The organism is Mucilaginibacter jinjuensis, from assembly GCF_028596025.1.
GTDB lineage: Bacteria > Bacteroidota > Bacteroidia > Sphingobacteriales > Sphingobacteriaceae > Mucilaginibacter > Mucilaginibacter jinjuensis.
The window spans coordinates 2,460,092-2,483,587 of the sequence record NZ_CP117167.1 but is presented as its reverse complement, the minus strand read 5'-3'; the positions used below and the strand labels follow the sequence as shown (position 1 = coordinate 2,483,587).

Annotated in this window: 21 protein-coding genes; 7 read left to right on the top strand and 14 right to left on the bottom strand. The window is 42.3% G+C overall.

The genetic code is table 11. The features are described from left to right. The first annotated feature begins 74 nt into the window (after positions 1-74). Both PQO05_RS11340 and PQO05_RS11335 read left to right on the top strand, forming a co-directional pair. On the top strand, positions 75-1,667 hold the full coding sequence (locus tag PQO05_RS11340) for a hypothetical protein (RefSeq protein ID WP_273633026.1): 1,593 nt from the start codon (positions 75-77) through the stop codon (positions 1,665-1,667). A 56-nt stretch (positions 1,668-1,723) separates the two neighbouring features. Further along, positions 1,724-3,259 carry a DUF5723 family protein gene (locus tag PQO05_RS11335; RefSeq protein ID WP_273633025.1) on the top strand — a complete coding sequence of 512 codons (1,536 nt, stop codon included), beginning with the start codon at positions 1,724-1,726 and terminating at the stop codon, positions 3,257-3,259. Here the strand turns inward: PQO05_RS11335 and tsaB are convergent. From tsaB to mscL, 5 genes are all read right to left on the bottom strand, one after another. Beyond that, positions 3,147-3,842 (bottom strand): tRNA (adenosine(37)-N6)-threonylcarbamoyltransferase complex dimerization subunit type 1 TsaB, encoded by a 696-nt coding sequence (gene tsaB / locus PQO05_RS11330; RefSeq protein WP_273633024.1) that lies wholly within the window; start codon positions 3,840-3,842, stop codon positions 3,147-3,149. The genes PQO05_RS11335 and tsaB overlap by 113 nt on opposite strands. A 9-nt stretch (positions 3,843-3,851) precedes the next feature. Then, complete coding sequence (gene yidD / locus PQO05_RS11325) at positions 3,852-4,094, bottom strand: membrane protein insertion efficiency factor YidD (protein WP_273633023.1); 243 nt, start codon at positions 4,092-4,094, stop codon at positions 3,852-3,854. Further along, entirely contained in the window at positions 4,069-4,473 is a 405-nt protein-coding gene (locus tag PQO05_RS11320) for a ribonuclease P protein component (protein ID WP_273633022.1), read from the bottom strand. Before PQO05_RS11320 ends, yidD begins: the two co-directional genes overlap by 26 nt. Positions 4,474-4,545: 72 nt before the next feature. Then, the gene (gene rpmH / locus PQO05_RS11315; RefSeq protein WP_074489881.1) at positions 4,546-4,704 is read right to left on the bottom strand and encodes a 50S ribosomal protein L34; all 159 of its coding nucleotides are present in this window, start codon (positions 4,702-4,704) and stop codon (positions 4,546-4,548) included. Positions 4,705-4,850: 146 nt separating this feature from the next. Further along, complete coding sequence (mscL, locus tag PQO05_RS11310; RefSeq protein ID WP_273633021.1) at positions 4,851-5,261, bottom strand: large-conductance mechanosensitive channel protein MscL; 411 nt, start codon at positions 5,259-5,261, stop codon at positions 4,851-4,853. 169 nt (positions 5,262-5,430) lie between these two features. Between mscL and rpoN the strand changes: the two genes are divergently transcribed. Continuing rightward, the gene (gene rpoN / locus PQO05_RS11305) at positions 5,431-6,906 is read left to right on the top strand and encodes an RNA polymerase factor sigma-54 (RefSeq protein ID WP_273633020.1); all 1,476 of its coding nucleotides are present in this window, start codon (positions 5,431-5,433) and stop codon (positions 6,904-6,906) included. A gap of 158 nt (positions 6,907-7,064) precedes the next feature. Here rpoN and PQO05_RS11300 read toward each other — a convergent pair whose 3' ends face one another. The 4 genes from PQO05_RS11300 to PQO05_RS11285 all read right to left on the bottom strand — a co-directional run bounded on the left by PQO05_RS11300 (position 7,065) and on the right by PQO05_RS11285 (position 12,168). Continuing rightward, a complete protein-coding gene (locus PQO05_RS11300; RefSeq protein WP_273633019.1) occupies positions 7,065-8,081 on the bottom strand; it encodes a PorP/SprF family type IX secretion system membrane protein in 1,017 nt (338 codons plus the stop codon). Between the two features lie 2 nt (positions 8,082-8,083). Continuing rightward, positions 8,084-8,929: a T9SS type B sorting domain-containing protein gene (locus tag PQO05_RS11295; protein WP_273633018.1), complete on the bottom strand. Its 846-nt coding sequence runs from the start codon at positions 8,927-8,929 to the stop codon at positions 8,084-8,086. A 7-nt stretch (positions 8,930-8,936) separates the two neighbouring features. After that, entirely contained in the window at positions 8,937-11,627 is a 2,691-nt protein-coding gene (locus PQO05_RS11290) for a PKD domain-containing protein (protein WP_273633017.1), read from the bottom strand. Between the two features lie 94 nt (positions 11,628-11,721). After that, on the bottom strand, positions 11,722-12,168 hold the full coding sequence (locus PQO05_RS11285; protein WP_174313246.1) for a response regulator: 447 nt from the start codon (positions 12,166-12,168) through the stop codon (positions 11,722-11,724). A gap of 116 nt (positions 12,169-12,284) precedes the next feature. Between PQO05_RS11285 and PQO05_RS11280 the strand changes: the two genes are divergently transcribed. Beyond that, complete coding sequence (locus PQO05_RS11280; RefSeq protein WP_273633016.1) at positions 12,285-14,420, top strand: sensor histidine kinase; 2,136 nt, start codon at positions 12,285-12,287, stop codon at positions 14,418-14,420. Here the strand turns inward: PQO05_RS11280 and PQO05_RS11275 are convergent, their stop codons facing one another. The 5 genes from PQO05_RS11275 to PQO05_RS11255 all read right to left on the bottom strand — a co-directional run bounded on the left by PQO05_RS11275 (position 14,421) and on the right by PQO05_RS11255 (position 20,205). Beyond that, the gene (locus tag PQO05_RS11275; RefSeq protein WP_273633015.1) at positions 14,421-15,137 is read right to left on the bottom strand and encodes an NUDIX hydrolase; all 717 of its coding nucleotides are present in this window, start codon (positions 15,135-15,137) and stop codon (positions 14,421-14,423) included. Positions 15,138-15,343: 206 nt separating this feature from the next. Beyond that, positions 15,344-15,688: a hypothetical protein gene (locus PQO05_RS11270; RefSeq protein ID WP_273633014.1), complete on the bottom strand. Its 345-nt coding sequence runs from the start codon at positions 15,686-15,688 to the stop codon at positions 15,344-15,346. Between the two features lie 178 nt (positions 15,689-15,866). After that, positions 15,867-16,928: a glycoside hydrolase family 53 protein gene (locus tag PQO05_RS11265; RefSeq protein ID WP_273633013.1), complete on the bottom strand. Its 1,062-nt coding sequence runs from the start codon at positions 16,926-16,928 to the stop codon at positions 15,867-15,869. Between the two features lie 9 nt (positions 16,929-16,937). After that, on the bottom strand, positions 16,938-19,349 hold the full coding sequence (locus tag PQO05_RS11260) for a glycoside hydrolase family 3 N-terminal domain-containing protein (protein WP_273633012.1): 2,412 nt from the start codon (positions 19,347-19,349) through the stop codon (positions 16,938-16,940). A 79-nt stretch (positions 19,350-19,428) separates the two neighbouring features. Further along, positions 19,429-20,205 carry a DUF1223 domain-containing protein gene (locus PQO05_RS11255; RefSeq protein WP_273633011.1) on the bottom strand — a complete coding sequence of 259 codons (777 nt, stop codon included), beginning with the start codon at positions 20,203-20,205 and terminating at the stop codon, positions 19,429-19,431. A gap of 218 nt (positions 20,206-20,423) precedes the next feature. Between PQO05_RS11255 and PQO05_RS11250 the strand changes: the two genes are divergently transcribed. The 3 genes from PQO05_RS11250 (at position 20,424) to PQO05_RS11240 (ending at position 23,374) form a co-directional block, all read left to right on the top strand. Next, positions 20,424-21,032 carry an START domain-containing protein gene (locus PQO05_RS11250; protein WP_273633010.1) on the top strand — a complete coding sequence of 203 codons (609 nt, stop codon included), beginning with the start codon at positions 20,424-20,426 and terminating at the stop codon, positions 21,030-21,032. Between the two features lie 108 nt (positions 21,033-21,140). Further along, the gene (locus PQO05_RS11245) at positions 21,141-22,052 is read left to right on the top strand and encodes a glycoside hydrolase family 25 protein (protein ID WP_273633009.1); all 912 of its coding nucleotides are present in this window, start codon (positions 21,141-21,143) and stop codon (positions 22,050-22,052) included. A gap of 80 nt (positions 22,053-22,132) precedes the next feature. Then, positions 22,133-23,374 carry a cation:proton antiporter gene (locus tag PQO05_RS11240; protein ID WP_273633008.1) on the top strand — a complete coding sequence of 414 codons (1,242 nt, stop codon included), beginning with the start codon at positions 22,133-22,135 and terminating at the stop codon, positions 23,372-23,374. Positions 23,375-23,496 lie beyond the last annotated feature (122 nt).

Sequence of the window (23,496 nt, the reverse complement as noted above, 5' to 3'; positions counted from 1 at the left end):
GGCTAAATTAACCATTTGAAAGAATTACTTTATGGGCATTGCGTAAAAATCTACCTTTGCACTAACAAAATACCATGAAACACCTGATTGCCACCCTAATTTTGCTTATTGCTACTGCAGTGGTAACTGTTGTTTATTTTAAACACCTCAGTCCACCCGGTCGCCGCCCGGTTGAAGTGATGCAGCACATCCCCGAGGATGCTTCGCTGATAGCCGAATTTAGCAATGATGAGGGTTTCTATGATGCATTTAGCGGCAATCACTTGCTTACTTCTATTGCCGGCGAGGATAAAACTACCGAGCTGGATGCTTTGCGTAAATATTTGTTAGATAATACCGCGCTGAAACCCTACTTCGAAAATCAGCCGATATATCTTTCCATTCATCCCTCAACTACAGACCAGGTTGATTTTTTGCTAACGACCTCTGTAGACAAAGAATTTAAAGGTTCGATCATTAATGAGCTGAAGAAGAACAGCACCGATAGCGTAAAAATTATCTCCCTAAAAAAAGGCGACAAGCAGTTATACCAGATCGATATAACCGGCCTTAAACGACCATTCTTTCTGGCCGAAACCGAGAACCAGATCTTTACCGGAAGCTTTTCGGAGGAATTGATAGACAAGAGCATTAACTACGATTTTAAGCAGCACAAGCACACTATACTTCAATTATCAGAGCAACAGCATAATAATGCACTGGCCATTTTGTATTTAAACTATGCGCAGCTGCAGCCGCTGTTTCAACAGTTGTTTATCAATAAAAACCCCGACCTATTCAGGGCATTCCGCATATTACCGGCACAGGCGGCATTGAGTTTAAATTATAAAACCGATGCGCTGATGTTTAATGGTACTACAGCGATTACGCCGAACCAGCCGGTAAGTTATTTGAACCTGTTTACTGGTCAAAAACCTGTTGAGAACCATTTGAAGGAGATCTTTCCGTCTACCACGGCCTACAGCACCAGCTTTTCGGTATCAAACCCCGATCAGTTTGTGAAAGATTTGAACAACTGGAACAACAAAAGCGGTACTAAAGAAAAGCAACAGGAGTTATTTAAACAGATTAAAGCCGAAACAGGCATTAACATTGATAAAGATTTTAATAAAGTTTTGGGTAACGAATTTGCCGTGGTTACCACCCGTTTCCAGGAAAAGCTGGCTATTATAGAGGTGAGCAACGGACAACAATTGTTTCCTTCGCTGATGAACATCAGCACGCAGACAAGCGATGAGATCGGCCAGTTTAACTACACCAAAATTCCGTTTTATTTATTGGGCGATGCTTTCGGGATCTTCAACAAGCCCTATTTCATGATCATCAATAATTATTTGATCCTCGCTAATACTGTTCAGGAGCTTCGAGCTTATGCTGATAGCTACAACAACCAGAAGTTTCTGAACAAAACAGAATCATTCAACGAATTTGATGATATGCTTTCTGAGCGGAGCAACGTGGCTTTCTTCATCAACTTTAAAAACATGAAGCAGGTATTTAAACGCGATTTAAAGCCGCTTTTTTATGATGCCTTTCAACACAGCGATCCTGGATTTAAAGATTACTACGCAGCATCGTACCAGCTTATCGCATCAGATAAAAACTATTACACCAATTTTTGTATGAAGCTGGCTAAAGTTGATTCCACAAAAACGGCGGAGAAGTAGCCTAAATTTTTATTTATGGTTGACCTATCGATACTTTTCATCGTATCGGTATATGAATGAATAAAATTTTACCGGCCCTAATCCTGTGTATTTTTAGCACGCAGGCTTTTGCACAACGCTTTGCGCAATACTACACCAATACACTGTACGATTCGTTCGAGAATCCCTCACAAAAGGTTTTCACGCCCGATTCGAGCAGGATGTTCGCCTTTAATTTCCTGTTCCCCAGTCTTAGCATTAATGCCTATATTACCGGGAGTGCGCAACCTCTTATTAAGCAAGGCATTTTTTTAGGCAAAACTAATAATTCCAATCTCACGTACGGCCAAAACAGCGCCAACCGTTTGTATACTGTTGATAATGTGTATATCGGCATGTTTAAAGTATACACCAGCCTAAAAGGCGACCAGGAAATTGGCTTTTCATGGCAAACCAAGGGCGAAGGCAATGCCCGCTTTACCGATGAAACCGTTGGCTTGTTTAACGGTAACTCGAGCTTTAACAGTACCAATTATAAAGACATCGCTAACGATAATTACTGGTATCAGGGCTATCACCAATTGAGTGTTACCTATCGTGAAACGCTGAATAATCAATTTTCTGTCGGACTAAAATTAAGCGCCTTATCCGGTATTGTCCATGAGGATGCCAGCATTAACCACTCTGATGTTACGTTTGATAAACCCCATAACCAATTAGATTTAACGTTGGCAGGCCACAACAGAACTACTTATGACCCCGGTACTTTCGGGGCTGCCAATTTTATACCTGATTTCCGGTCGCCGGGTCTTTCATTCAGTCTGGGTGTTGGCCAGCATGCCGAGGGTGGCATTAACCTGCAATATAATTTAAAAGACCTTGGTTTTATCCGTTGGAATGCCAATTCTAACGTGCATAATTTTAATAATACCCAAACGGTTACCGGGGTAAATGGCAATGGATCGAGTGGTGATCTGTATAAAGTTGCGCTGAAAATATTGACAGACCGAGGCATTAAACAATCATTCATCACCCCTACCGATGGCCGGTTCGAGGTAAGCGCATCCAAAAATTTCGGCTTAAATGATGATGCTACTTTTAAATATATCCCGGTGCTTATTGCTTCCAAACAGCTTTTCTATAATGGTTTAACGGGCGTGTTCACTAATAATTTACAGTATCACAACCTGATGATTGGCGTAACGCAGAGTATAGATGATACGGGCTATAATCTGGGCGGACAATTGATGATTAAGTCGCCCAACTTTGAATTCTTTATCGGCAGTGAGCAGCTACTGCATGATTATAGCGTGCTACTCGATCTAAGAAAAGATAATACCGAGATCAACAGGGCAAGTGCCTCTATAGGAGCAGGCTTTTATATGGGCTTTTCTGTAAAATTTGGGCACGACATCGAAACGCACGAAAACGCAAGTCACATTTCAACAGGCGATGATGAAGGTGGCTTGATCAGACGCCTACTGCACGGTGTATTTAGTATTACCGGCTCACGCCTTTTACACCGGCTACAAATTCTTTCAGGTAGTAAGGTTCAAAGTAGGCTACGTCCTCAAACTGTTTTGCCTCGAATTTCTGCAATGCGAGTTGAGTAAGCTGTTTTGCCGAATTAACAAAATCGGGAAGGAAAGTGAGTTTACCACGATGTGCTAATGCCTGGATACATTTCTCAGCACCATCGCCAAATATCACCAATTGTTTTTCGGGGGTGATATCACTAAAGCTATTATCGTCGATAATTTCGGCTGCAATAGGTCGCGTCATTTCGCCTTGAGTAGTGTATAAGGCGGTGTAAACCTCCATGCGGCGGGCATCAATCATGGGGCAAAGGATGGCATCTTCAGTAAATAACTCCGAGAACTCTTTAGCTCCGCTTGCCATTGCACTTAGAGTATCTACAGCGATCAACGGTTTATCCAGCGCAAAGCAAATACCTTTAGCGGTTGATACGCCAATACGTAAACCGGTGTACGAGCCAGGGCCTTTGCTTACGGCCACGGCATCGATCTCCTTCAATTGCTTACCGGCCTGCTCCATTACATCCTGTATAAACAGGGTAATCATTTCGGCATGCACGTTACGCTCATTTACTTCTTTAACAGCAAGTACTTGTCCGTTTTGTGCCAGCGCTACAGAGCATACTGTGGTGGCGGTTTCTATTTGAAGGATTAAACTCATGGATCTATTTTATGGTACCGGATCGTGCCCATGGCCTCCCCAGGGATGGCAGCGCCCAATACGCTTCAAAGTTAACCATCCGCCTTTAAATGCGCCATGTTTTTTTATGGCTTCGATACCATATTGCGAACAGGTTGGGGTGTAACGGCACGAGGCCCCCAGCATTGGCGAAAGCAGGTACTGATATAACTTAATCAGCACGATGAAGAAATAACCGAAAATGGTTTTAATTAGCTTGCTTAGCGCTTTCATTATTTACCAGTTCGCAAAGTTGCGTAAACAGCTTTAACATTTTTTTTTCCATCAGCGTGTAAGGCTCAATCTCCTTACCAATATAACTTAACGAAAGCGTAAGCTTTATATTAGCCTGGTTTAAAAATTCGTACAGGTTTTGCTGTTTGTGAAGCCGGTAGGCCTCGCGCATGCGGCGGCGAATAAGGTTACGATCAACGGCGTGCTTATAACGCTTTTTAGGCACAGGGAAAACCACCTGTACGGGCACTGATTGTGCAGCATCGGCCAAACGCCATGAAACCCGGTAAGGGTAACATAAAAAAGAAGAACCCTTGTGAAAAAGCTCTTCTAAGAGCCTTTTATTACACAATCGTTCTTCTTTCCTGAAAGTATACATGTTGCTTATTTAAATTGAACCGGGATAACCAAATATAACCGGTTCAAACCCAGTTACGGAAGCAACGCTAAATTATGCCTTATGACGTTTCTCGTCAGATACGCTTAATCTTTTTCTGCCTTTAGCTCTTCTTGCAGCTAAAATTCTTCTGCCATTTGCAGTTGACATACGCTCACGGAAACCGTGTTTATTTCTTCTTTTACGCTGAGAAGGCTGAAACGTTCTTTTCATAACTCTATTATTGTTGTATTCGTTGCTTTAAAATTAAGAGTGCAAATTTACTGTTTAATTTCTATTTTTCAAATACCCGCCTAACATAATTATCAACATTTCCAATCCGGCATGCAATACGACACATAAATGCCGTTTTTATACACTTAAACGCTTTTTTTAGCTAACAGGTCGCGTATCTCTGTTAATAAGATTTCTTCTTTAGTTGGTTCTGGCGGTGCAGCAGGTGCGTCTTCTGCGTCTTTACGCTTCAAAGAGTTAATACCTTTAATAGCTACAAATATCACCAGTGCAACGATAGTAAAGTCGATTACGTTGTTAATAAATAGGCCGTAGTTAATAGCAGTTTCGGGCGTTTTGCCTACGGCTGCTTTCAAAACATACTTCTGTTTACTAAAATCTAAACCACCGGTAAGCATACCAATTGGCGGCATCACAATATCGTTAACCAGCGAGGTTACAATTTTACCAAAGGCAGCACCAATGATAACACCCACCGCAAGGTCAACCACGTTGCCCTTCATGGCGAATTCCTTAAATTCCTTTACAAATCCCATAGATATTAAAGTTTGTGTATTACTAATATAGAACTATCAACACAAAAAAAGTACTAACAGTTTAATTTATTGCCAAACAATTGCCCGTTTTAGCGTTTACTTTGGATACGTTAAACAAATACGCCTTTTATATTCTACTAAATTGATGTAATTTTGGCTTTATCTAAATATGCTTAAACAGAATCTTCAACAAAAACTTTTACAAAAACTTTCCCCTCAGCAGATACAGTTTATCAAGCTGTTACAGGTTCCTACTGTTTCGCTCGATACCCGTATTAAAGAAGAGCTGGAGGAAAATCCTGCTCTCGAAGATCTAAGCTTAACTAATCTTAACGAGCCCGAAGAACAGTATCCCGACCGCGACCCGGATGAGGATACCTATAATAAAGACGACGAAAGCGGCGAATACGACGAATTTAATATTGACGATTATTTACAGGAAGATAACGTTAACGATTATGGCTCGCGCTATGACCAGAACGGTGATGACGATGACGACCATAAAGAGATACCGATTGCTATACAGACTTCTTTCTTTGAAAGCCTACAGGCCCAGTTAGACCTGCTGCCTATTTCTGACAAGGATTTCATGATCGGTCAGCAAATCATCGGTAGTTTAGACGATGATGGTTACCTGCGCCGCCCTATTATGTCATTGACTGACGACCTTGCCTTCTCGCAAAACGTAATGGCTGAGGATGAAGAGGTTGAAGAAATGCTGAAGGTGATCCAGTCGTTCGACCCGCCTGGTATCGGTGCACGTACCTTACAGGAATGTTTGTTACTGCAATTGAAACGTAAAGATGTTGGCGACCCCATTATCCGCAAGGCTATACTGGTTGTACAAAGCTACCTGGACGAGTTTACCCGCAAGCATTACGATAAGCTGGAACGTTCGCTTAACATGACCTCGGAAGAGCTGCGTGCGGTTATAAACGAGATATTAAAACTGAACCCAAAACCAGGCGACTCTAACGCTGTAAATACCAAACAACTGCAGGTTATCCCCGATTTCCATATTGTTAATGATGATGGCCGCTTATTGCTTACCCTCAATGCTAAAAATGCTCCTGACCTGCGTGTAAGTCGCTCGTACATGGATATGTTTGAGCATTACGACAAGGCTTCGCAAAAGGATAAAAAGATGAAGGAGGCCGTGCAGTTTGTGAAACAAAAGCTCGACTCTGCCAAGTGGTTTATTGATGCTATTAAGCAACGCCAGCAAACGCTGCTTAAAACCATGAACGCCATTATGCAGTACCAGTACGATTTCTTCCTGACGGGAGATGAGCGTAACCTGCGCCCCATGATCTTAAAAGATATTGCCGACCGTATCGGGATGGATATTTCAACCGTATCGCGTGTGGCTAACTCTAAATATGTGCAAACCGAGTTTGGCACCTTCCTGTTGAAATCTTTCTTCTCTGAAGCTATTCAGACCGAAAGCGGTGAAGAAGTATCGAACAAAGAGGTTAAAAAGATCCTGGAAGATTGCATCGGCGGCGAAGACAAACGCCATCCTCTTGCTGATGAGAAACTTACCGAAATACTTAAAGAGCGCGGCTACAACATAGCCCGCCGTACCGTAGCCAAATACCGCGAACAAATGAACATCCCGGTAGCAAGGCTTAGACGGGAGGTATAATTCGGCAATTTGTCAATTAGTTAATTTGTCAATACTTTAAAAGCGATGAGTAATTGATTCTAATTATCTCTCTTTTTAAGGCATTGACAATTTGCCGAATTAGCAAATCGACAAATTGGTTTTCCATTGACAAATTAGCTAATTGACAAATCGACAAATTAGAATGTTCTCATCGGGCAGGTAACCTTGTAGCGGTTATTGAGCAGGATACCGATCACAATTTCGTGGGTACCGTTGCTCACTGTATTGAGGTTAGAGGTTGTAATATCGTACGAATAACCGACGCTGATCAGCGAGTTAATAAACAAGCCGGCCAGGGCCGAGAACGAATCGTCGTGGCGGTACGAGCCACCGATCCAGAATCTATCACGGAAGGCCAGTTTGCCTGTAATATCATACGATACCGGCACCGGGTTAATTACCTTTAGCATAACAGATGGCATAAATGATACATCATCAGATATAGGCAACTTCAGCCCCGATGTAAAAAAGAAATGCGGCACGGTTTGGCTTTGAGTAACAGAATTATTGGTACTGAAATACAGGTTTTGCTTCAGCAACTGTTGTGCTGATGCACCGATGTAAAAGTTAGCAGTATAAATCCAGATGCCTGCCCCCAGATCTGGTTTCAATTGGTTGGCAATACCATTTGTAATGGCCTTATCATTAGGGTTTTCTAAAATTATATTCGTTGTGTTTAACCCAATATCGCTTATCCCCGCCGATACCCCTACAGACATGTTCCATTTGGGGCTTAACCCAATATGATAAGCGTAAGTAGCATCAATATTGGTTTGGGTAAGCGGGCCTGCTTTATCGTTAACTATAGTTATACCAATCCCATGATGTGGCGCAGCAGCTGTATAATCGCGCATGTAAGAACGGCTCATCGGGTTTTCGCCACCCCCACCTGGCATAGTGCCGGCATTATCACTTAAAAAACCGTTACCAATAGGCATGTTGGCGGTAAGGTATGAGGTAACCGGGGCACCATCGAGGCCAGTCCATTGGCTACGATAACCGGCTTTTACATCCGTATAATTTTCGATGCCGCTTAAGGCCGGGTTAAGCAGGTAATTGTTAAATACATATTGCGTGTATTGCGGGCGTTGTTGGGCATTCACAAAATGTCCGGTTATTATCAGTAAGATTGCTAACCTTAGTGCTTTATTCATGGTTATCTTATAATTGTGACATAGCCAGACATGGTTTTACGTCCGTTTTTAGGGTTTATAATATAATAGTACACGCCTACCGGCAAATCAACTCCTTTATACCTGCCATCCCAGGGCACACCGTAACCAACAGATGAATATAGCTTCTCGCCATTTCTGTTAAAAACTTCTACTGTACAACCGGGGTAGGTATCGAGATGGTTAATATACCATAAATCATTTACTCCATCATTATTCGGCGTAAATGTATTTGGAATTTCCGGCATTTTTAACACAAAAACCTTCACTATAGACGATGCAGAACACCCATCAGTTGAAGTTGCGATCAGCGTGTAGGTAATGTCATCGGTAGGGTTAGCCACCGGGTTTAGCACCGTTGGGTTATCCAAACCTGCAGCAGGTACCCATTGGTATGTTAAGCCCTTACCGGTTGCCGAGCCGTTTAACCTGGTTTGCGCGCCATCAAGTATCTGTACATCAGAACCTGCATTTACTATCGGCGATGGATTAACCAGGATTGGGATTGTGGTAGTATAAGTACAGCCTGTGGTGTTAGCCGTAAATACATAATTAATGTTAGCCACACCCGGCCCTGCCACAGATGGTTTAAACGAACCTGTTGACGAAACGCCCGGCCCGCTAAATACACCCCTGCCATCGAAACCATGCTTATCTTCTGCTATTTGCACAGCCGGGAACTCCTGGCACATTACCGGCGGGGCAGTTAATGTTACTATTGGATTTGCATTAATAACAATATTGGTAATGCCACTCTCATTCACACAACTTTCGCCCGAATATACTACTAGTTTAACTGCGTAGGTTTTCTTTAATGGATCGTTAAACAAACCGTAATTATGTAAACTTACGGTCGGCAGGTATTTCGCCTTTACTTCTCATCAGCACTACTCCATCGCTCGGGTGATTGTTATAATCAAAATACCAGATCATTTTGGTGATATTACCAAAATCAACCGTGCTTAGGTCATCAAATATTACATCGCTGGCACTACATAATGTGTTTGGATTTTCAACCTTAAAGGCAGCTTTCGGTATCGAACCATTCACCGTAAATTGTTGCGTTTTTACGGCTACACAACCATATTTAGAGGTTACCGTAAGCGTTACATTATATTGTTTTGCCGCATTATACTTATGTGATGGATTTTTAAATGTTGATGTATTGGGGTTAGCCGGTGTAGCATTTGTGGCATCTCCAAAATCCCATGCATAGCTAAATTCGCTTTCGGTATTGTCATCAATAGTACTGGCATCTTTAAAGGCTGCCGTAACATCTGCCAGGCAAACATCGGGTGCCACAAAATCTGCAACCGGCGATGAGTGTATCACAATATCTTTAGGAGTGGCGTCGCTGCTGCATCCCTTATTATTTGTGGTGATTAACGTAACATGATAAGTACCTGTAGCAGTATAGGTATGCGTTGGGTTTTTAACCGTTGCTGTTTGCCCATCGCCAAAATCCCAGCTCCAGGCTGCCTCTGTCGTCCCGGGTACCACTGTAGATTGGTCTGTAAAGGTAATGGTACCACTTGCACAATCAGGCGATGAAATGGCAAAGTCCGCCACTGGCTTTTTACTGATACTAACCGTTTGTGGAGGCGATACCGATAAACAGCCACTATTATTAGTTACACTAAGCACAACCTTATAATCGCCTGGAGCAGCGTAAGTATGGGTAGGGTTTTGATCTGTACCAAGCGGGCTGCCATCGCCAAAATCCCAGCTATAGGTTTTTGTACCTAAATCATTAGGATCGGGAGGATAGGTAAACTGTGTGGCATCGCCCAGGCACACACTCGAGAAGCTGTACACAATCGGAGGCGGATCAACCACGGTAAAATCAAACTCTATATCCTCATTCTGCCCGCATTCATCAGCCCCGGCATTAAATACGGTAGCAATAACTGTATAATCGCCCTTGGCGTATTTTACCTTTTTGGCATAAGTGTAGGTGTATAAAGTCTGGCCGTTTTTTACCGAAGTAACCGCGACAGGATTACTCTGTACAACAGGTGTGGTACCATCCTTAAAGTTCCAGGTTATTTGCGTAGTTGAATAAGGCAGCGTAACACTAAGATTATAAGTTAAATCAGAACAGCCGTAGGTTTGGATGGCCTTATTATCGGCCGGATCGGTCAAACTAATGTACTCGTATAAGTTAGCCAGGTTTGTACCTGCTGCATATCCGTATGATTCATCGATACCAAAACCATAAGCAATGGCATTAAAGTTTTGTGATGAGCTTATGTTATGAGCTGAGCCGCTGCCAACATGTATTTGCGCGTAAGCATAAGCCGGGTTATTGGCCACTGGTCTAAACGCAGTATATGGTGTACCATCGAGCATAAAGCTTGATGCACCGGCTGCAGGTATCACAACGTTAATATAGCTGGTTGAGATCTCATATTTTGAGGTAGAATATAACGTTACATGGTCCAGGCTCTGTTCGAGTGGGTTAAGGTAAATCATCTCAGGGTCGCCCAGATCCGGGCTGTTGGGCATGGCACAGCCGATGGTGTTATTCTGCGATACAGCATACTGCACTACCTGCACCGGTTTATCGGCCGAAATTACATGCGTTACACCGCCCGATTTAAATTCGTAATAACCCCTGATGCTTGGAGCAACTACGGCACCATCTAAAGTAATAACTGTCGTTGGGTCATTAATAACAATGCGGTATACATCATAAAAACGGCCGGCCAATGGCACCGTAATATAATGTTTACCCCACGAAGCCGTAGGATACACCTGCTGAAAGAGATTATCTGAGGTATTATAATTTGTGCAATCCCCTATAGAAATTTTACTGCTGCCAGAAAATACAGCAATACGCTTACAGGCGGTACCATTAGCACTTATTGATTTAATGTGGGTGCCCGTTAAGTCGCTGGAAGATAAACCCTGAAATACATCGCCTTTTTTCGCAAGGGTAATGGTAAATGTAGTACCGGCAGGCTGGCCGCTTGTTAAGGCAGCAGCCGGGGTAATCTGAACGGTTGTGTTATCTTCTGTCGCAATGACATTAAACGAAGAATAAGAAGGCCCTTCGCGTGATGCTACCGAATTTGAAACCTGCGTATAATTGATAGAAAGATAATCCTTACCCAGGGTAGCTACCGGCAGCAACAGCGTAGCGCCCGAAACACTCGTAGCGTAAATATGCGCATATACCGCAATTGGCTTGGCCGATAAAATATGCAAGCCCTTACTAAGTGTACCCGATGTGTTGTCTAAAAACGCAATAGAGGGTATATCAACAATGGTAACCTGGTTGGCTGTTACGCTGAATGATATGGTACCAAAACTGCCATCGGCAATATCAACAGTACCCGATGTATTTACATCCGAGGTGATGTAAAGGCTCATTTTACTTTCCTTACCAACATCACCGGCACCATTTACATGGTCCATGTAGGCAGTCCAAAACTCGGTGCCTTTATTTGTTGTGTTTTGTGCGTGCGCAGCACATGTTGCTGCCACAAAAAGCACAAAACCGGCAATATACCTCAGTAAAAATTTCACTTAATTAATAGCGTTTATTAGGGAGCTTTGCCAACAATCTGCGTTGTTAGCAAAGGCTAATATACATTACTTTAACTAATTGAATTAATTAAATTTACTGTGACTTTAATAAATTTTCGAGTTCGATGTTGGCAAGCTTTAGTTTCTGGGCAAGCTCTTTGTTTTCTTTACGCAGGTGGTAAATTTCGAGCGCATTTTGTATGTACATTTTCAACTCCTCATTATGCCACGGCTTAACCAGGTATTTGTAAACCTGGCCGCGGTTAATGGCATCCATTACGGCATTAATATCAGCAAAGCCGGTTAATAAAATGCGGATGGTATCGGGATATACAGGCAATATCGACTCCAGGAATTCAATCCCTGTCATCATCGGCATGCGCTGATCGGTAATAATTACGCCGATTTCGTTACTATCTAATATCTTCCGCCCTTCTTTGGCAGATTGAGCGGTAAAGATTGTAAAATCGCGTCTGAAAGCTGCTTTGAAGCTATTCAGATTGTTGATTTCATCGTCGACATATAGAACGCCGTATTGCATAAAGTATGGTTAATTAAAGGTGCAAACAGAACCTTTTTTTACAAAAAAAACAATAGTAAGTTAATTATTATATTGCGTATCCCTTTTGGGCTAAATATTTACATTTATTATAATAAATGAAAGGCTTTTTAGTTTTATTATTTCTATTATTTCAATCAGCAATTGTTTATGCCCTCGATACGCTATCAGTAAACGAAGGCGACTCTAAGTTTATTGCGCACAATTACTATTCTATTCTTAATGACCCCGATGGTACGTTTCAAATAAGAGACGTAGCAAAAAGTACAAAGTTTCACTATACCGATCAATCTCTTCCATTTATTAATTATTCTACCAAAGTAATCTGGTTAAAACTGATACTTAAAAATAAAACCACACAGCCCTTTGTACCTATTTCTATAACCAGCAGCGTAATAGATAATTTCGACCTTTATTTCAAATACCCTAATAGTGAGGAGTTTGTGCACCTGGATTCTAACTCCCCCCATAGCCATTTAAACCAGTTTGAACAGAACCTTATCCATATCAACTGTATAATATACCCCGATTCGTCGCGCACCATTTACCTGCGAATAAAAAGCGCCGTAAACACCGTAATACCTATACAGGCATATAGCGCAAATGAGTTTCTGCAAAGTGCAAGCATGCAAAATATTGCCATGGGCGGCTTTATGGGCGTTATCATCATCATGGCTATTTATAACTTGTTATTATTATTTATAGTTAAAGACATTAGCTATTTATACTATGTATTGTACATTATATTTTTGGGATTTAACCAGATGCTGCTTAAGGGTTATGGACTAAATTTTATAACCCATGATAAGATTATTATTAACAATATAATTTTACCCATTACCCGGGTGTTGTTTGGTTACTCGATCCTCATGTTTGTTTATGAGTTTCTACAGATTAAAAGCAGCAGCAAAGCACTCAACTGGTTTTACGCGTTTCTTTTCCTGCTATATACCAGTGCGCTTGTAGCGGTTATATTTGGCCGCACCCATCTTGCTTATAACATCATCAGCATAAGTGCGCTTACTATATCCATATCGCTCATAAGCATTGGTATTACCCTGTATTTAAAAGGCTTTAAACCAGCCAAATATTTTATGTTCGGGTGGACGCTCTTTTTCCTTTCTATCATATTTTCGGTGGCCCGAAACCAGGGGCTTATCAATTACAATACCTTTACGGGTAATATTATCTTGTACGGTTCTGCACTCGAACTTATTTTGTTTTCGGCAGCACTGGCAGATAAGATTAATTTTTACCGTCGCCAAAAAACAGAATCACAGCTTGCTGCATTAACCATAGCGCTCGAAAACGAACGCCTGATAACCGAACAAAACCTTATACTCGAAAACAGGGTTAACATCCGCACGCGCGAACTGATTGAGAGCAACCAAAACCTGTCGCGAAGCATTGAGAACCAAAAGGCGGCACAAATGCAACTGGTTGATACCGAAAAAATGGCTTCACTGGGCCAGTTAACCGCAGGCATTGCACACGAAATAAACAACCCCATAAATTTTGTAAGTTCTAACGTAAACCCCTTACGCCTCGATTTTATTGAAGTGTTTAACCTTATTGATAAATACACTGAACTTGAGCAGGACCCACAGAACGAAGAGTTAAGGACGCAGATTTTACAATACCGCAACCAGATTGATATTAAATACATACAGGAAGAGATATTAACCTTACTGGAAGGCATTGAAGAAGGTGCAAGCCGTACCAAAGAAATTGTTGACAGCCTGCGTACCTTTAGCCGTACCGACGAGCAAAGCCTTAAACTGGCCGATATTAACAAGGCCGTACTTAATACATTGGTGATATTGCGCAGCACCACGCCTACTTATATTGCCATAACACCGGTGCTTAATAAACTGCCGCCTATTAATTGCTATCCCGGTAAAATTGGGCAAGTGCTTATCAATGTGCTTACAAACGCTATACAAGCTATAAAAAGCAAGCCTGTACACCATGACGAAAATATTTCGATAACCACTAATGATCATCAAAACTACATCAGTATTGAGATAACCGATACCGGGCCGGGCATGCCTGCCGAAGTAAAACAAAGAATTTATGAACCTTTTTTCACCACCAAAGATGTGGGCGAAGGCACCGGGCTGGGCCTGTCCATTGTGTTTGGTATCATAGAAAAGCACAGGGGAACTATCGACGTAATATCTGAACCCGGGCAAGGTACCAGTTTCCTGATCAAGCTCCCTAAAGACCTGGTTTAATTACAGGTTTTCGGTAAGCAGCTTATCTGGGTTAGGCACAAAGTTGAGGAACGATTCGAAGTTTTCGAGATATTCTGTTTGATTGAGCTTGTAATAAAATGCGCCTTTCTTTGACGATTGCTTATCTTTTTCGGGCTGTTTAACCAGCAAGCCGGTTGATAATACTTTACGGCTAAAGTTCCGGTCGTCAAACTTGGCCTGGAATATACCTTCGTAAAGCGATTGCAATTGCGGTATGGTAAAACGCTCGGGCAGTAAATGAAACAATATAGGGTGTAGCGCAGCTTTGTAGCGCAATTGCTTTTTGGCCATCCGCACCATTTCATTATGGTCGAAGATCAGGTCGGGCATCTCGCTTAGCAAAAACCACTCGGCGTGGAACTCATCATTCAGCTGCTTTTCGTACTTATTAATATCGATCAGTGCAAAATAAGCGATGGATAGTGTCCGCTCAACCGGGTCGCGGTCTGGCGCGCCAAATACATTCAGCTGCTCCAGGTAAACGTTTTTTAACCCTGTGCGGTATTCCAATACGCGGTTAGCAGCTTCGTTAGGGGTTTCGTCGGGCTGTATAAACCCGCCCATCAGGCTATATTTATTTTTATGAGGTTCGATAGACCGTTTTACCAGCAACAGTTTTATACTGTTACCATCAAAACCAAATACAATACAATCAACTGCTACTAATATTCTTTTCTGGCCGGTATATCTCTGCATGCTTAAATTTACAAATGGTTTTGCAAGTCTATAAATAAATACGAATTATAAAAATACATTTTGATATATCAGTTAACAAGTGTTTAAACATTAACCTTATTAACCAAACATAAAAAAATGTTTAAGGTATAAGCAATATAATGCCATGCCTTAAACATTTTAATGAAAAAGTTATAGAAATAAAAACATCAAAATTGGGTAACAGCCTATTTTACATTGGCCGCCATAGCTGGGCTGCCATGCTCAAAACTGTCAACAATTCTGTTTTTAACTTTCGTTTTTTTGTCGGAGTAAAGGTATACTACAGTTGAGCCTTTAACCATATAGCCATGTTGCCATACTTCCCTCAGGGTGCTGTCTTTAGTAGAACGGAACCAGCCATAAGAGTAACGTGTACGTCTAAGTTCTTTAAACCAGCAACCCACAGTATCGGCCTTAGCACTAACTTTTGCAGTACTTTGGGCAGCAACCTTAGCGGTATCTGATTTTACTTGTGCATTTGCACTTAACAACGTACCTAATAAAAGTATTGTGAAAATTGGAGCTTTCATAAAGTGTTAGGTATTAAATAGTTTACTAAGATAACAAATAAATTTACCTCTAAAGCAAACTTATTTTTAAAAACCTCGTACAAGCTCCCTATTTATATCCTCTATACCGTTTAAAAGCTCATATTAAACTCTAAAAAATTTCAAGTAATTTCTCACGCCTCTCTGTCGACAATATTTTTTAGTTTAAAAACGCATCAAGCGCTACGGTTGGCCTACCCAAATAGCTAAAGGCACCTAAGCCATAACCTGCCCAACCATTGTAAGCTTCGGGCTCCCAATATATAACGCCTAAACCTTTATTGTTGGGTACAGATTTTACCTTACTTATCAAATCAGTAATAAATAATTTGGTAGTTGCGGGTGCAGTTACATCCATCCCTACTTCGCATATCATTACCGGGGTATTATACCGCGTAACCATATCTTTCATATTGGCCAGGCATTGTATGTCATAATTCTGCCAATTATCGGTTGTTGGATACAGCGACATGCCGATAACGTCCCAACTTGCCTTATTGGCTTTAAGCCCATCAAACACGTAACGGAACAATGTATTATCATACCCGTTAGAAACATGCACAATTACTTTAGTAGCGCTGCTTACCGCCTTAACACCATTATAACCGGCCGTTACCAGGGCTGCAAAATTGGCCATGTTTTTTGAAGCTTGTCCCTCGGGCCATAGCATACCATCATTAGTTTCGTTGCCAACCTGTACATAATCGGGGGTAATATTGTGCACTCTCAGCGAGTCCATCACAACTGCCGTATAGTTTTGCATGGTGGCAACCAGCGAACTAAAGTTAAGGTTAGCCCAGGCAGCGGGCTTAGTCTGGTGCCCCGGATCAGCCCATACATCGCTATAATGTAGATCGACAATAATTTTCATGCCCAGTTTTTTGGCACGAACGGCTTTAGCAACCATATCACTTGTATTACACCAACCATCTGACGGGTTTACCCAGGCACGCAGCCTGATGGTGTTGATGCCTTTATCTTTCAAGGTCTGGATACAATCCTGCTCCGTACCAATAGCATTATAAAATTTAATGCCTGATGCTTCCATTTGGGTGAGCCAGCTTGGGTCGGCACCTTTTATAAAACTGGTAGTAATGGTAGTGGTAGTGTCGGTTTTTCCGGAATCCCCGGAACCACCTTTTTTGCAGGAGCTGCTAAACACACATAGTGCCACGGGCACCATTAAAAACATTATTTTTTTGATCCCCGTGACTACCTGCATTGAGTTATATTATTCAATTATAAATTCTTTTTTCAACTTAATATCTTCTGATGAACTACCGATCATTACCTCGAACGCGCCGGGCTCAACAGTCCAGTTCATGTTCTTATCCAGCAATGCCAGATCATCAGGATGGAGCGTAAATTTCACTGTTTTAGTTTCGCCCGGAGCCAGTTTCACCCGTTCGAAGCCACGGAGATCAAACTCATAAGTAGTAACGCTGCTTACCTTATCTTTCAGATAAAGTTGTACTACCTCATCGCCTTTACGTTTGCCCGTATTTGTTACGTCTACTGATACGTTAATATCGGCTTGATTGTTCGCTTTATCGGGTGTTACCACCAAATTTTTATATTCGAAAGTGGTATAGCTTAAACCATAACCAAACGGATATAAAGGGCCGTTAACGCTGGTTTTACCATAACCATTTGGCCCCGATGTTGGCTGGCTGGCCTGCGATGCCGGCTTAAACGGAAAGTTAAGTTCTATCTGCCCAACTGTTTTAGGGAAAGTGATAGGCAACTTACCGCCTGGGTTATAATCGCCAAACAAAGTTTCGGCAATTACCTTACCGCTCTCCGGCCCAGGGAACCAGGCTTCCAGAATAGCGGGCACGTAGCGGTTTTCCCAGTTAATGGTTAATGGCTGGCCGTTGATCATTACCATAACCACTGGTTTACCCGTAGCCTGTAAAGCCTGAATGAGTTTAAGCTGACGGCCCGGCAAACCCAAACCTGTACGCGACAAACTTTCGCCTACACGCTTAGCATCCTCACCTACTACTGCCACAATAACATCAACATCTTTTGCGCGGTTAACGGCATTGTTAATTTCAATCTGTTCCTGATTAGTTAAAGGTGTTTCGATGATCTCACTCTCAGGCCAGGTAGCATCAATAATATCGCAGCCTTTTGCGCCTACCACAGAACCACGATCGCCTACATAGTCCTGGATACCTTTCAATACTGTTGTTACCGGGTTGTGCGATGGTCCATAACGGCTGATGGCATAGTTAGTCTCCTCTGCCAGCGGGCCAGTTACCAGGATCCTTGGCATTTTTTTAATATCTAAAGGCAGTAGGTTATTATCGTTTTTCAGCAACACCATGCTCTCGCGGTTAAGCTCCAAACCCATAGCGGTTGATGCAGCAGTATGTACAATTTTATCGGCAGCTTTGGGATCGCTTACATAAGGATTATCAAACAAACCCAATTTAAATTTTACACGCAACACATCGCCTACACGCTCATCAATGGTTTTCATGGAGAGTTTGCCTTCGGCGATGAGTTCGCGCACGGGCATAATATAGGTTTGCGGCATGGTAAAGTTGGTACGCACGTTTAACCCTGCTTCAACGGCTTGCCTTACACCTTCTTTATAATCTTCGGCCACGTGGTGTTTGCTGTACAAAAACTCGGCAGCCTCACTGTCGGATACCACATAACCTGTAAAGCCGAATTTCTCGCGCAGCAATTCAGTCAGGAAATAATGGCTACCGGTAATAGGCACGCCATCCCAATCATTATAACTGCTCATCACACCCAGCGGATGTGCTTCCTGGATTACCCTGCGGAATGGATACAGGTAGATCTGGTACATTTCCCTTGGTGCCACATGTGGGTCGGTACGGGCATTGCCATCGCGGCCACCTTTGGGCACGCTGTAAACGGCAAAATGTTTCAGGGTTGCGGCTACGCCTTCTTCCTGGATACCTAAAACCATTTGTTTACCGAGTTCTGCAATATGGAAAGGGTCTTCACCGTAGCACTCTACTACCCTGCCCCAGCGTTGGTCGCGCGCCGGATCGAGGATGGGTGCGTAAACATTGGTATAACCTAAAGCTTTAGCTTCGCGGCCTACGGTTTGTCCGGCCTGGCGCACTAAATCTTTATCCCAGGTACTGCCTATGCCTATTGGTGCAGGCAGGGAAGTTGCACGATCATGGTTTAAACCGTGGATCCCTTCGTTAGTAAAATCAACCGGGATACCTATACGTGTTTGCTCTACAAACCAATGCTGTATGGTATTTATAGCCTCGGCATGCTTGCTATACGGGAATGAATATTGCGATTGTGCATTATCGGTGTATGAGGTTAGGCTGTTCAGCTCTTCGTCAATATTGGCTATCCCATCTTTCCAAACTTCGTTTTTCCAGTTCGGTACGGGCATTTCATCTTTTAAAACGCGCTTGTAGCCATACAGGGTAGCCATCTGGCAGGTTTTTTCCTCTACTGTCATTTGTGACAGCAGATCGGCCACGCGCTTTTCTATCGGTTGCTGCGGATCTTCAAATACATCCTTCTTACCGTTCTTGTTAAAATCTATCCAGCCCTTGTGGTATATATTGGTGGTGGTTTGGGCAGATGCACCTTGCACAGCGCATAAAGCCAATAATAGCAACAGCTTATTTTTGTTCTTCATAATTTAGGATAACAGGCAGAATTGCGCTCGCAAATAAGTGAAATTATTAAAAACAAGCAATTAAGATCTTGTATCTATTTTAATACAGATGCTTTACTGTTTTGGTTGTGCTGATTACTACGGTATTACCGGCAATAACTTTCCAGGTACTTTTGCTTTGGATATAAGCAATAATACGGAACGGGTGCCCCTCCATATCAGGCGGAATGGTTAGTTGCGTAGCCCCGGTTATTTTACCAGCATTAATGGTTTTAAAAACACGTACCACATTAACATTGCTAATGGTTGTACCTTTATTTGCGCCTGCGGTTACTTTATCGGTAACGCGCTCCTGTACCAAAGCTATGTTTACCATTTCATCATCAGAAACAGAGTGCAACTGGTAATTAACTGTAAGCCGGTTGCCATCAATAGCGGCTCCTATACTAATTACATTATCGGTAAATACTTTTAACGATGCTTTTATTAACGTGCGCAGGTTATCGGTTTCAGAACCTATCATTTCCTGCTTGCCGTTAAAAATAGCCTGCGGCGTATAGGCATCGGTGTGTAATAGTTGGTTATAATGATGCTGGCGCTCAGTAAATTCACGATCACTGTAGGGGTCTTTCCAGCCTTTGTTATCCCAGTAGTCAACATGGAAACTTAACAGGTAAACAGGTTTACCGGCAAACTCTTTACTTAAATGGATAAGGGTTTCATCGGCAGCCGGGCAACTGGCATCGCCTTCAGAGGTAAACAATTCTACAATGCCGAAGCCCATGAGCAAATACTGCTTTTTATCGGGATATATTTTAAAGGATGTGAGCAATAAAACTACGAGCAGACTTAGTGTTGCAACCTTTATTTTAGCCATGAGCAAATATACTTTTTAGCTTATGGAGTACTATTGAAAAATCGGCAAAAATGAAGCTTTAAAATGGACATTTGTTAAAAGATTTTCGGCCGGAGCAAAACTCACAAAAGCATAACATTATAGTAATCAATAGTTTGAAACAAATGATTATTCAGGTCGTTATAACCTTAAATTTGTCAAAGAAATGTCATGGTGGCTATTACCATAAAATCAAGCTGATGATAAAAAGCCCGTTGCTCATTTTCGCTTTCCTGCTCTTATGTATCTCCATAGCTCATAGCCAGGGTGCCTGGGAATTAAAGCGAAATGAAAATGGCATCGAGATTTATACCCGTAAACCACTATCAGGCAATTTAAAGGAATTACGCGTTGTTTGCGAACTGGAAACCACCAAAGAGCACCTGATAAAAACCCTGCTTGATATTAATAATTACGGTAAATGGGTATACAGCACCAAGAGCAATAATATGCTAAAAACCGTTAGCCCGCAGCAGATCATCTACCACTCTATCTCGCACCTGCCCTGGCCACTTCGCGACCGTGATTTGATAGTGCAACTCACCATACTGCCCGACAAAGAACCCAACAAATTTGAAATACAAGCCATAAGCCTGCCCGATTATCTGCCGAAGGATAAAAGCTTTATACGTGTACCCTACTCCTCTGCGCTATGGAAGGTTACAGTTGTAAACGAACATAAACTCAGTATTGATTATACCTTCAGCGTTGATCCCGGCGGCAGTATCCCGGTTTGGCTGGTAAACAGCACGCTATCTATCGGCCCGTACAATTCTTTTCATAAACTGAAAGAGATGCTGGTACACTAAGCGCAAGGTATGTTTACATCATACTGATTATTTATGACTTAGATTTTTATTAGGCTGATGTTTATCAACACCCCTTATACTTAAGCACAATTCCGCTAAATTTGCAGGGTGACTACTGCCCCAAAAACTCCGCGAACTACCAAGACAACCGTACCCAAAAAACCGGCGGCTAAACGGGTGACCAAACCCCGCGCCTCTACCAAAACCAAACAGCCCGAGCCTGCTAAAAGGAGCTTTGCTTACGGGCCGATTATTATCGGCGTTTTACTGCTCATCTTATTTTCGCCTTTGTACTATAAGTTTGTGGTAAGTGGCTTTAAGGGCGCATGGCACTGGATTAACGACATTGGCGAAGATCCAGACTACCGCAACTATAAAAGCTTCAATATCCACGTTTCTGAGAAATATACCATACATGGTATCGATGTATCTTATGCCCAAGGCAAAATAGACTGGCCAAAGGTTAAGGCTATGGATGAGAATGGCCTGCACCTCACCTTCGCATTTATTAAGGCCACAGATGGTGTTAATTATATCGATCCAACCTTTCAGCGTAACTGGCGCGAGGCTGCCAAAACCGGGCTTATCTGCGGTGCATACCATTTTTTCCGGCCGGAGAAGGATGGTAAAACCCAAGCCAAATGGTTCTTAAAAACAGCCAAACTCGAGCCAAACGATATGCCTCTGGTGGTTGACATTGAAAAAATGGATGGCGTATCGCCCGAGCAAATGCGGATCCAACTGGATGCCTGCCTTTCTTTTCTCAAATACCGCAGTCCGGTTAAACCCATTATTTATTCGGGCCTGAGTTTCTACACAGATTATCTGAAAGGCTATTTTGATGAGTACCCGTTATGGATTGCCCATTACGATCAGCCTGAGCAACGGATTAGCCAGGCCAGCAAATGGCAGTTTTGGCAGCACAGCAGCAAGGCCACTGTAAACGGCATTAAACACGCGGTTGATTTTGATACTTTTAAAGGGGATAGCGTGGCTTTCAGGCAGGTACTAATTCAATAAGACGATAGTACTGTAGAATTCGATTTTTTATTCTTATAATTAGTAGATCAACACCTATTGATCCTGCTAATTTCATTTGAATGAACATTAACGAAATCCTTACCATAACCGTTGTAATTGCCGCCATATTTGCCTACATCAACCATCGATGGATTAAGTTACCGCCAACCATCGGTATTATGGCCTTATCGTTAATTAGTTCTGTGGTATTGGTGGTTACCGGTAATTCTAATTTTCTGCTCTCGAAAAAAGCGATTATGATGGTTACATCTATCGATTTTGAGAATGTGCTGATGAACTTTATGCTCAGCTTTTTACTGTTTGCCGGGGCTATCCACATTGATGCCGGTAAATTAAAAGCAGAGCGCTGGCCTATTATTATCCTGGCAACTGCGGGCACGCTTATCTCAACCTTTTTAGTGGGCGGTATGGTTTGGTACCTGTTTCAAGTATTTCATTTCCCTATCCCTTTTATATACTGCCTGCTATTTGGCGCATTAATTTCGCCAACCGACCCTATTGCCGTTTTAGGTATCCTTAAACAAGCTAAGATCCCCGCATCTTTAGAACTCAAAATATCGGGCGAATCATTATTTAATGATGGCGTTGCCGTTGTGGTATTTATCAGTATTGCCGAGGTGGCACGCTCTGGCAATTTCTCGGCATTAAATGTAGCTGAACTTTTTTTACAGGAAGCAGTGGGTGGTTTAATTTTCGGTGCAGTGATTGGCTACATCGGCTACCTGGCTTTACGCTCAATAGATGATTACAAAGTTGAAGTAATGATAACCCTTGCTGTTGTAATGGGCGGTTACCTGGTAGCCGGGCATTTACATGTCTCAGGCCCGTTGGCTATGGTTGTGGCCGGCATTATTTTAGGCAACAAGGTAAAAGGCAAAGGCGTTTCTGCATTAACCCAGGATTATATCGAAAAATTTTGGGAACTGATAGATGAGATCTTGAACGCCATACTGTTTCTGTTGATTGGCCTCGAAATGCTAATCATTAAAATAAGCACACCTGTTTTATTGATTGGCGGTATATCAATAGTGCTGGTATTACTAGCGCGGTGGATTTCGGTAATACTACCCGTATCTGTACTCAAATACAAAATCAAATTCGAGCAAAATGCAGTAGCCATACTCACCTGGGGCGGCCTGCGCGGCGGCATTTCGGTAGCTCTAGCCCTATCACTCGAAACCAATATGTACCGCGACGAGTTTGTGTTGATTACTTATATGATTGTCGTGTTCTCGATATTGGTACAAGGTTTAACAATAAGGCCGGTTGCAAAGCGATTGCTGCAGCCGGCGAAAGAATGAGTTTCAAATCTCTCCCTGGGAATTACTGTGTGCCCATAAGTCTGATTTTCTTGGTTTTTTACCCCTTATTTAATGCTGTTGCAAATTGCACAGACAGTAGTGTTCCCCTAATTTAGGGGAAT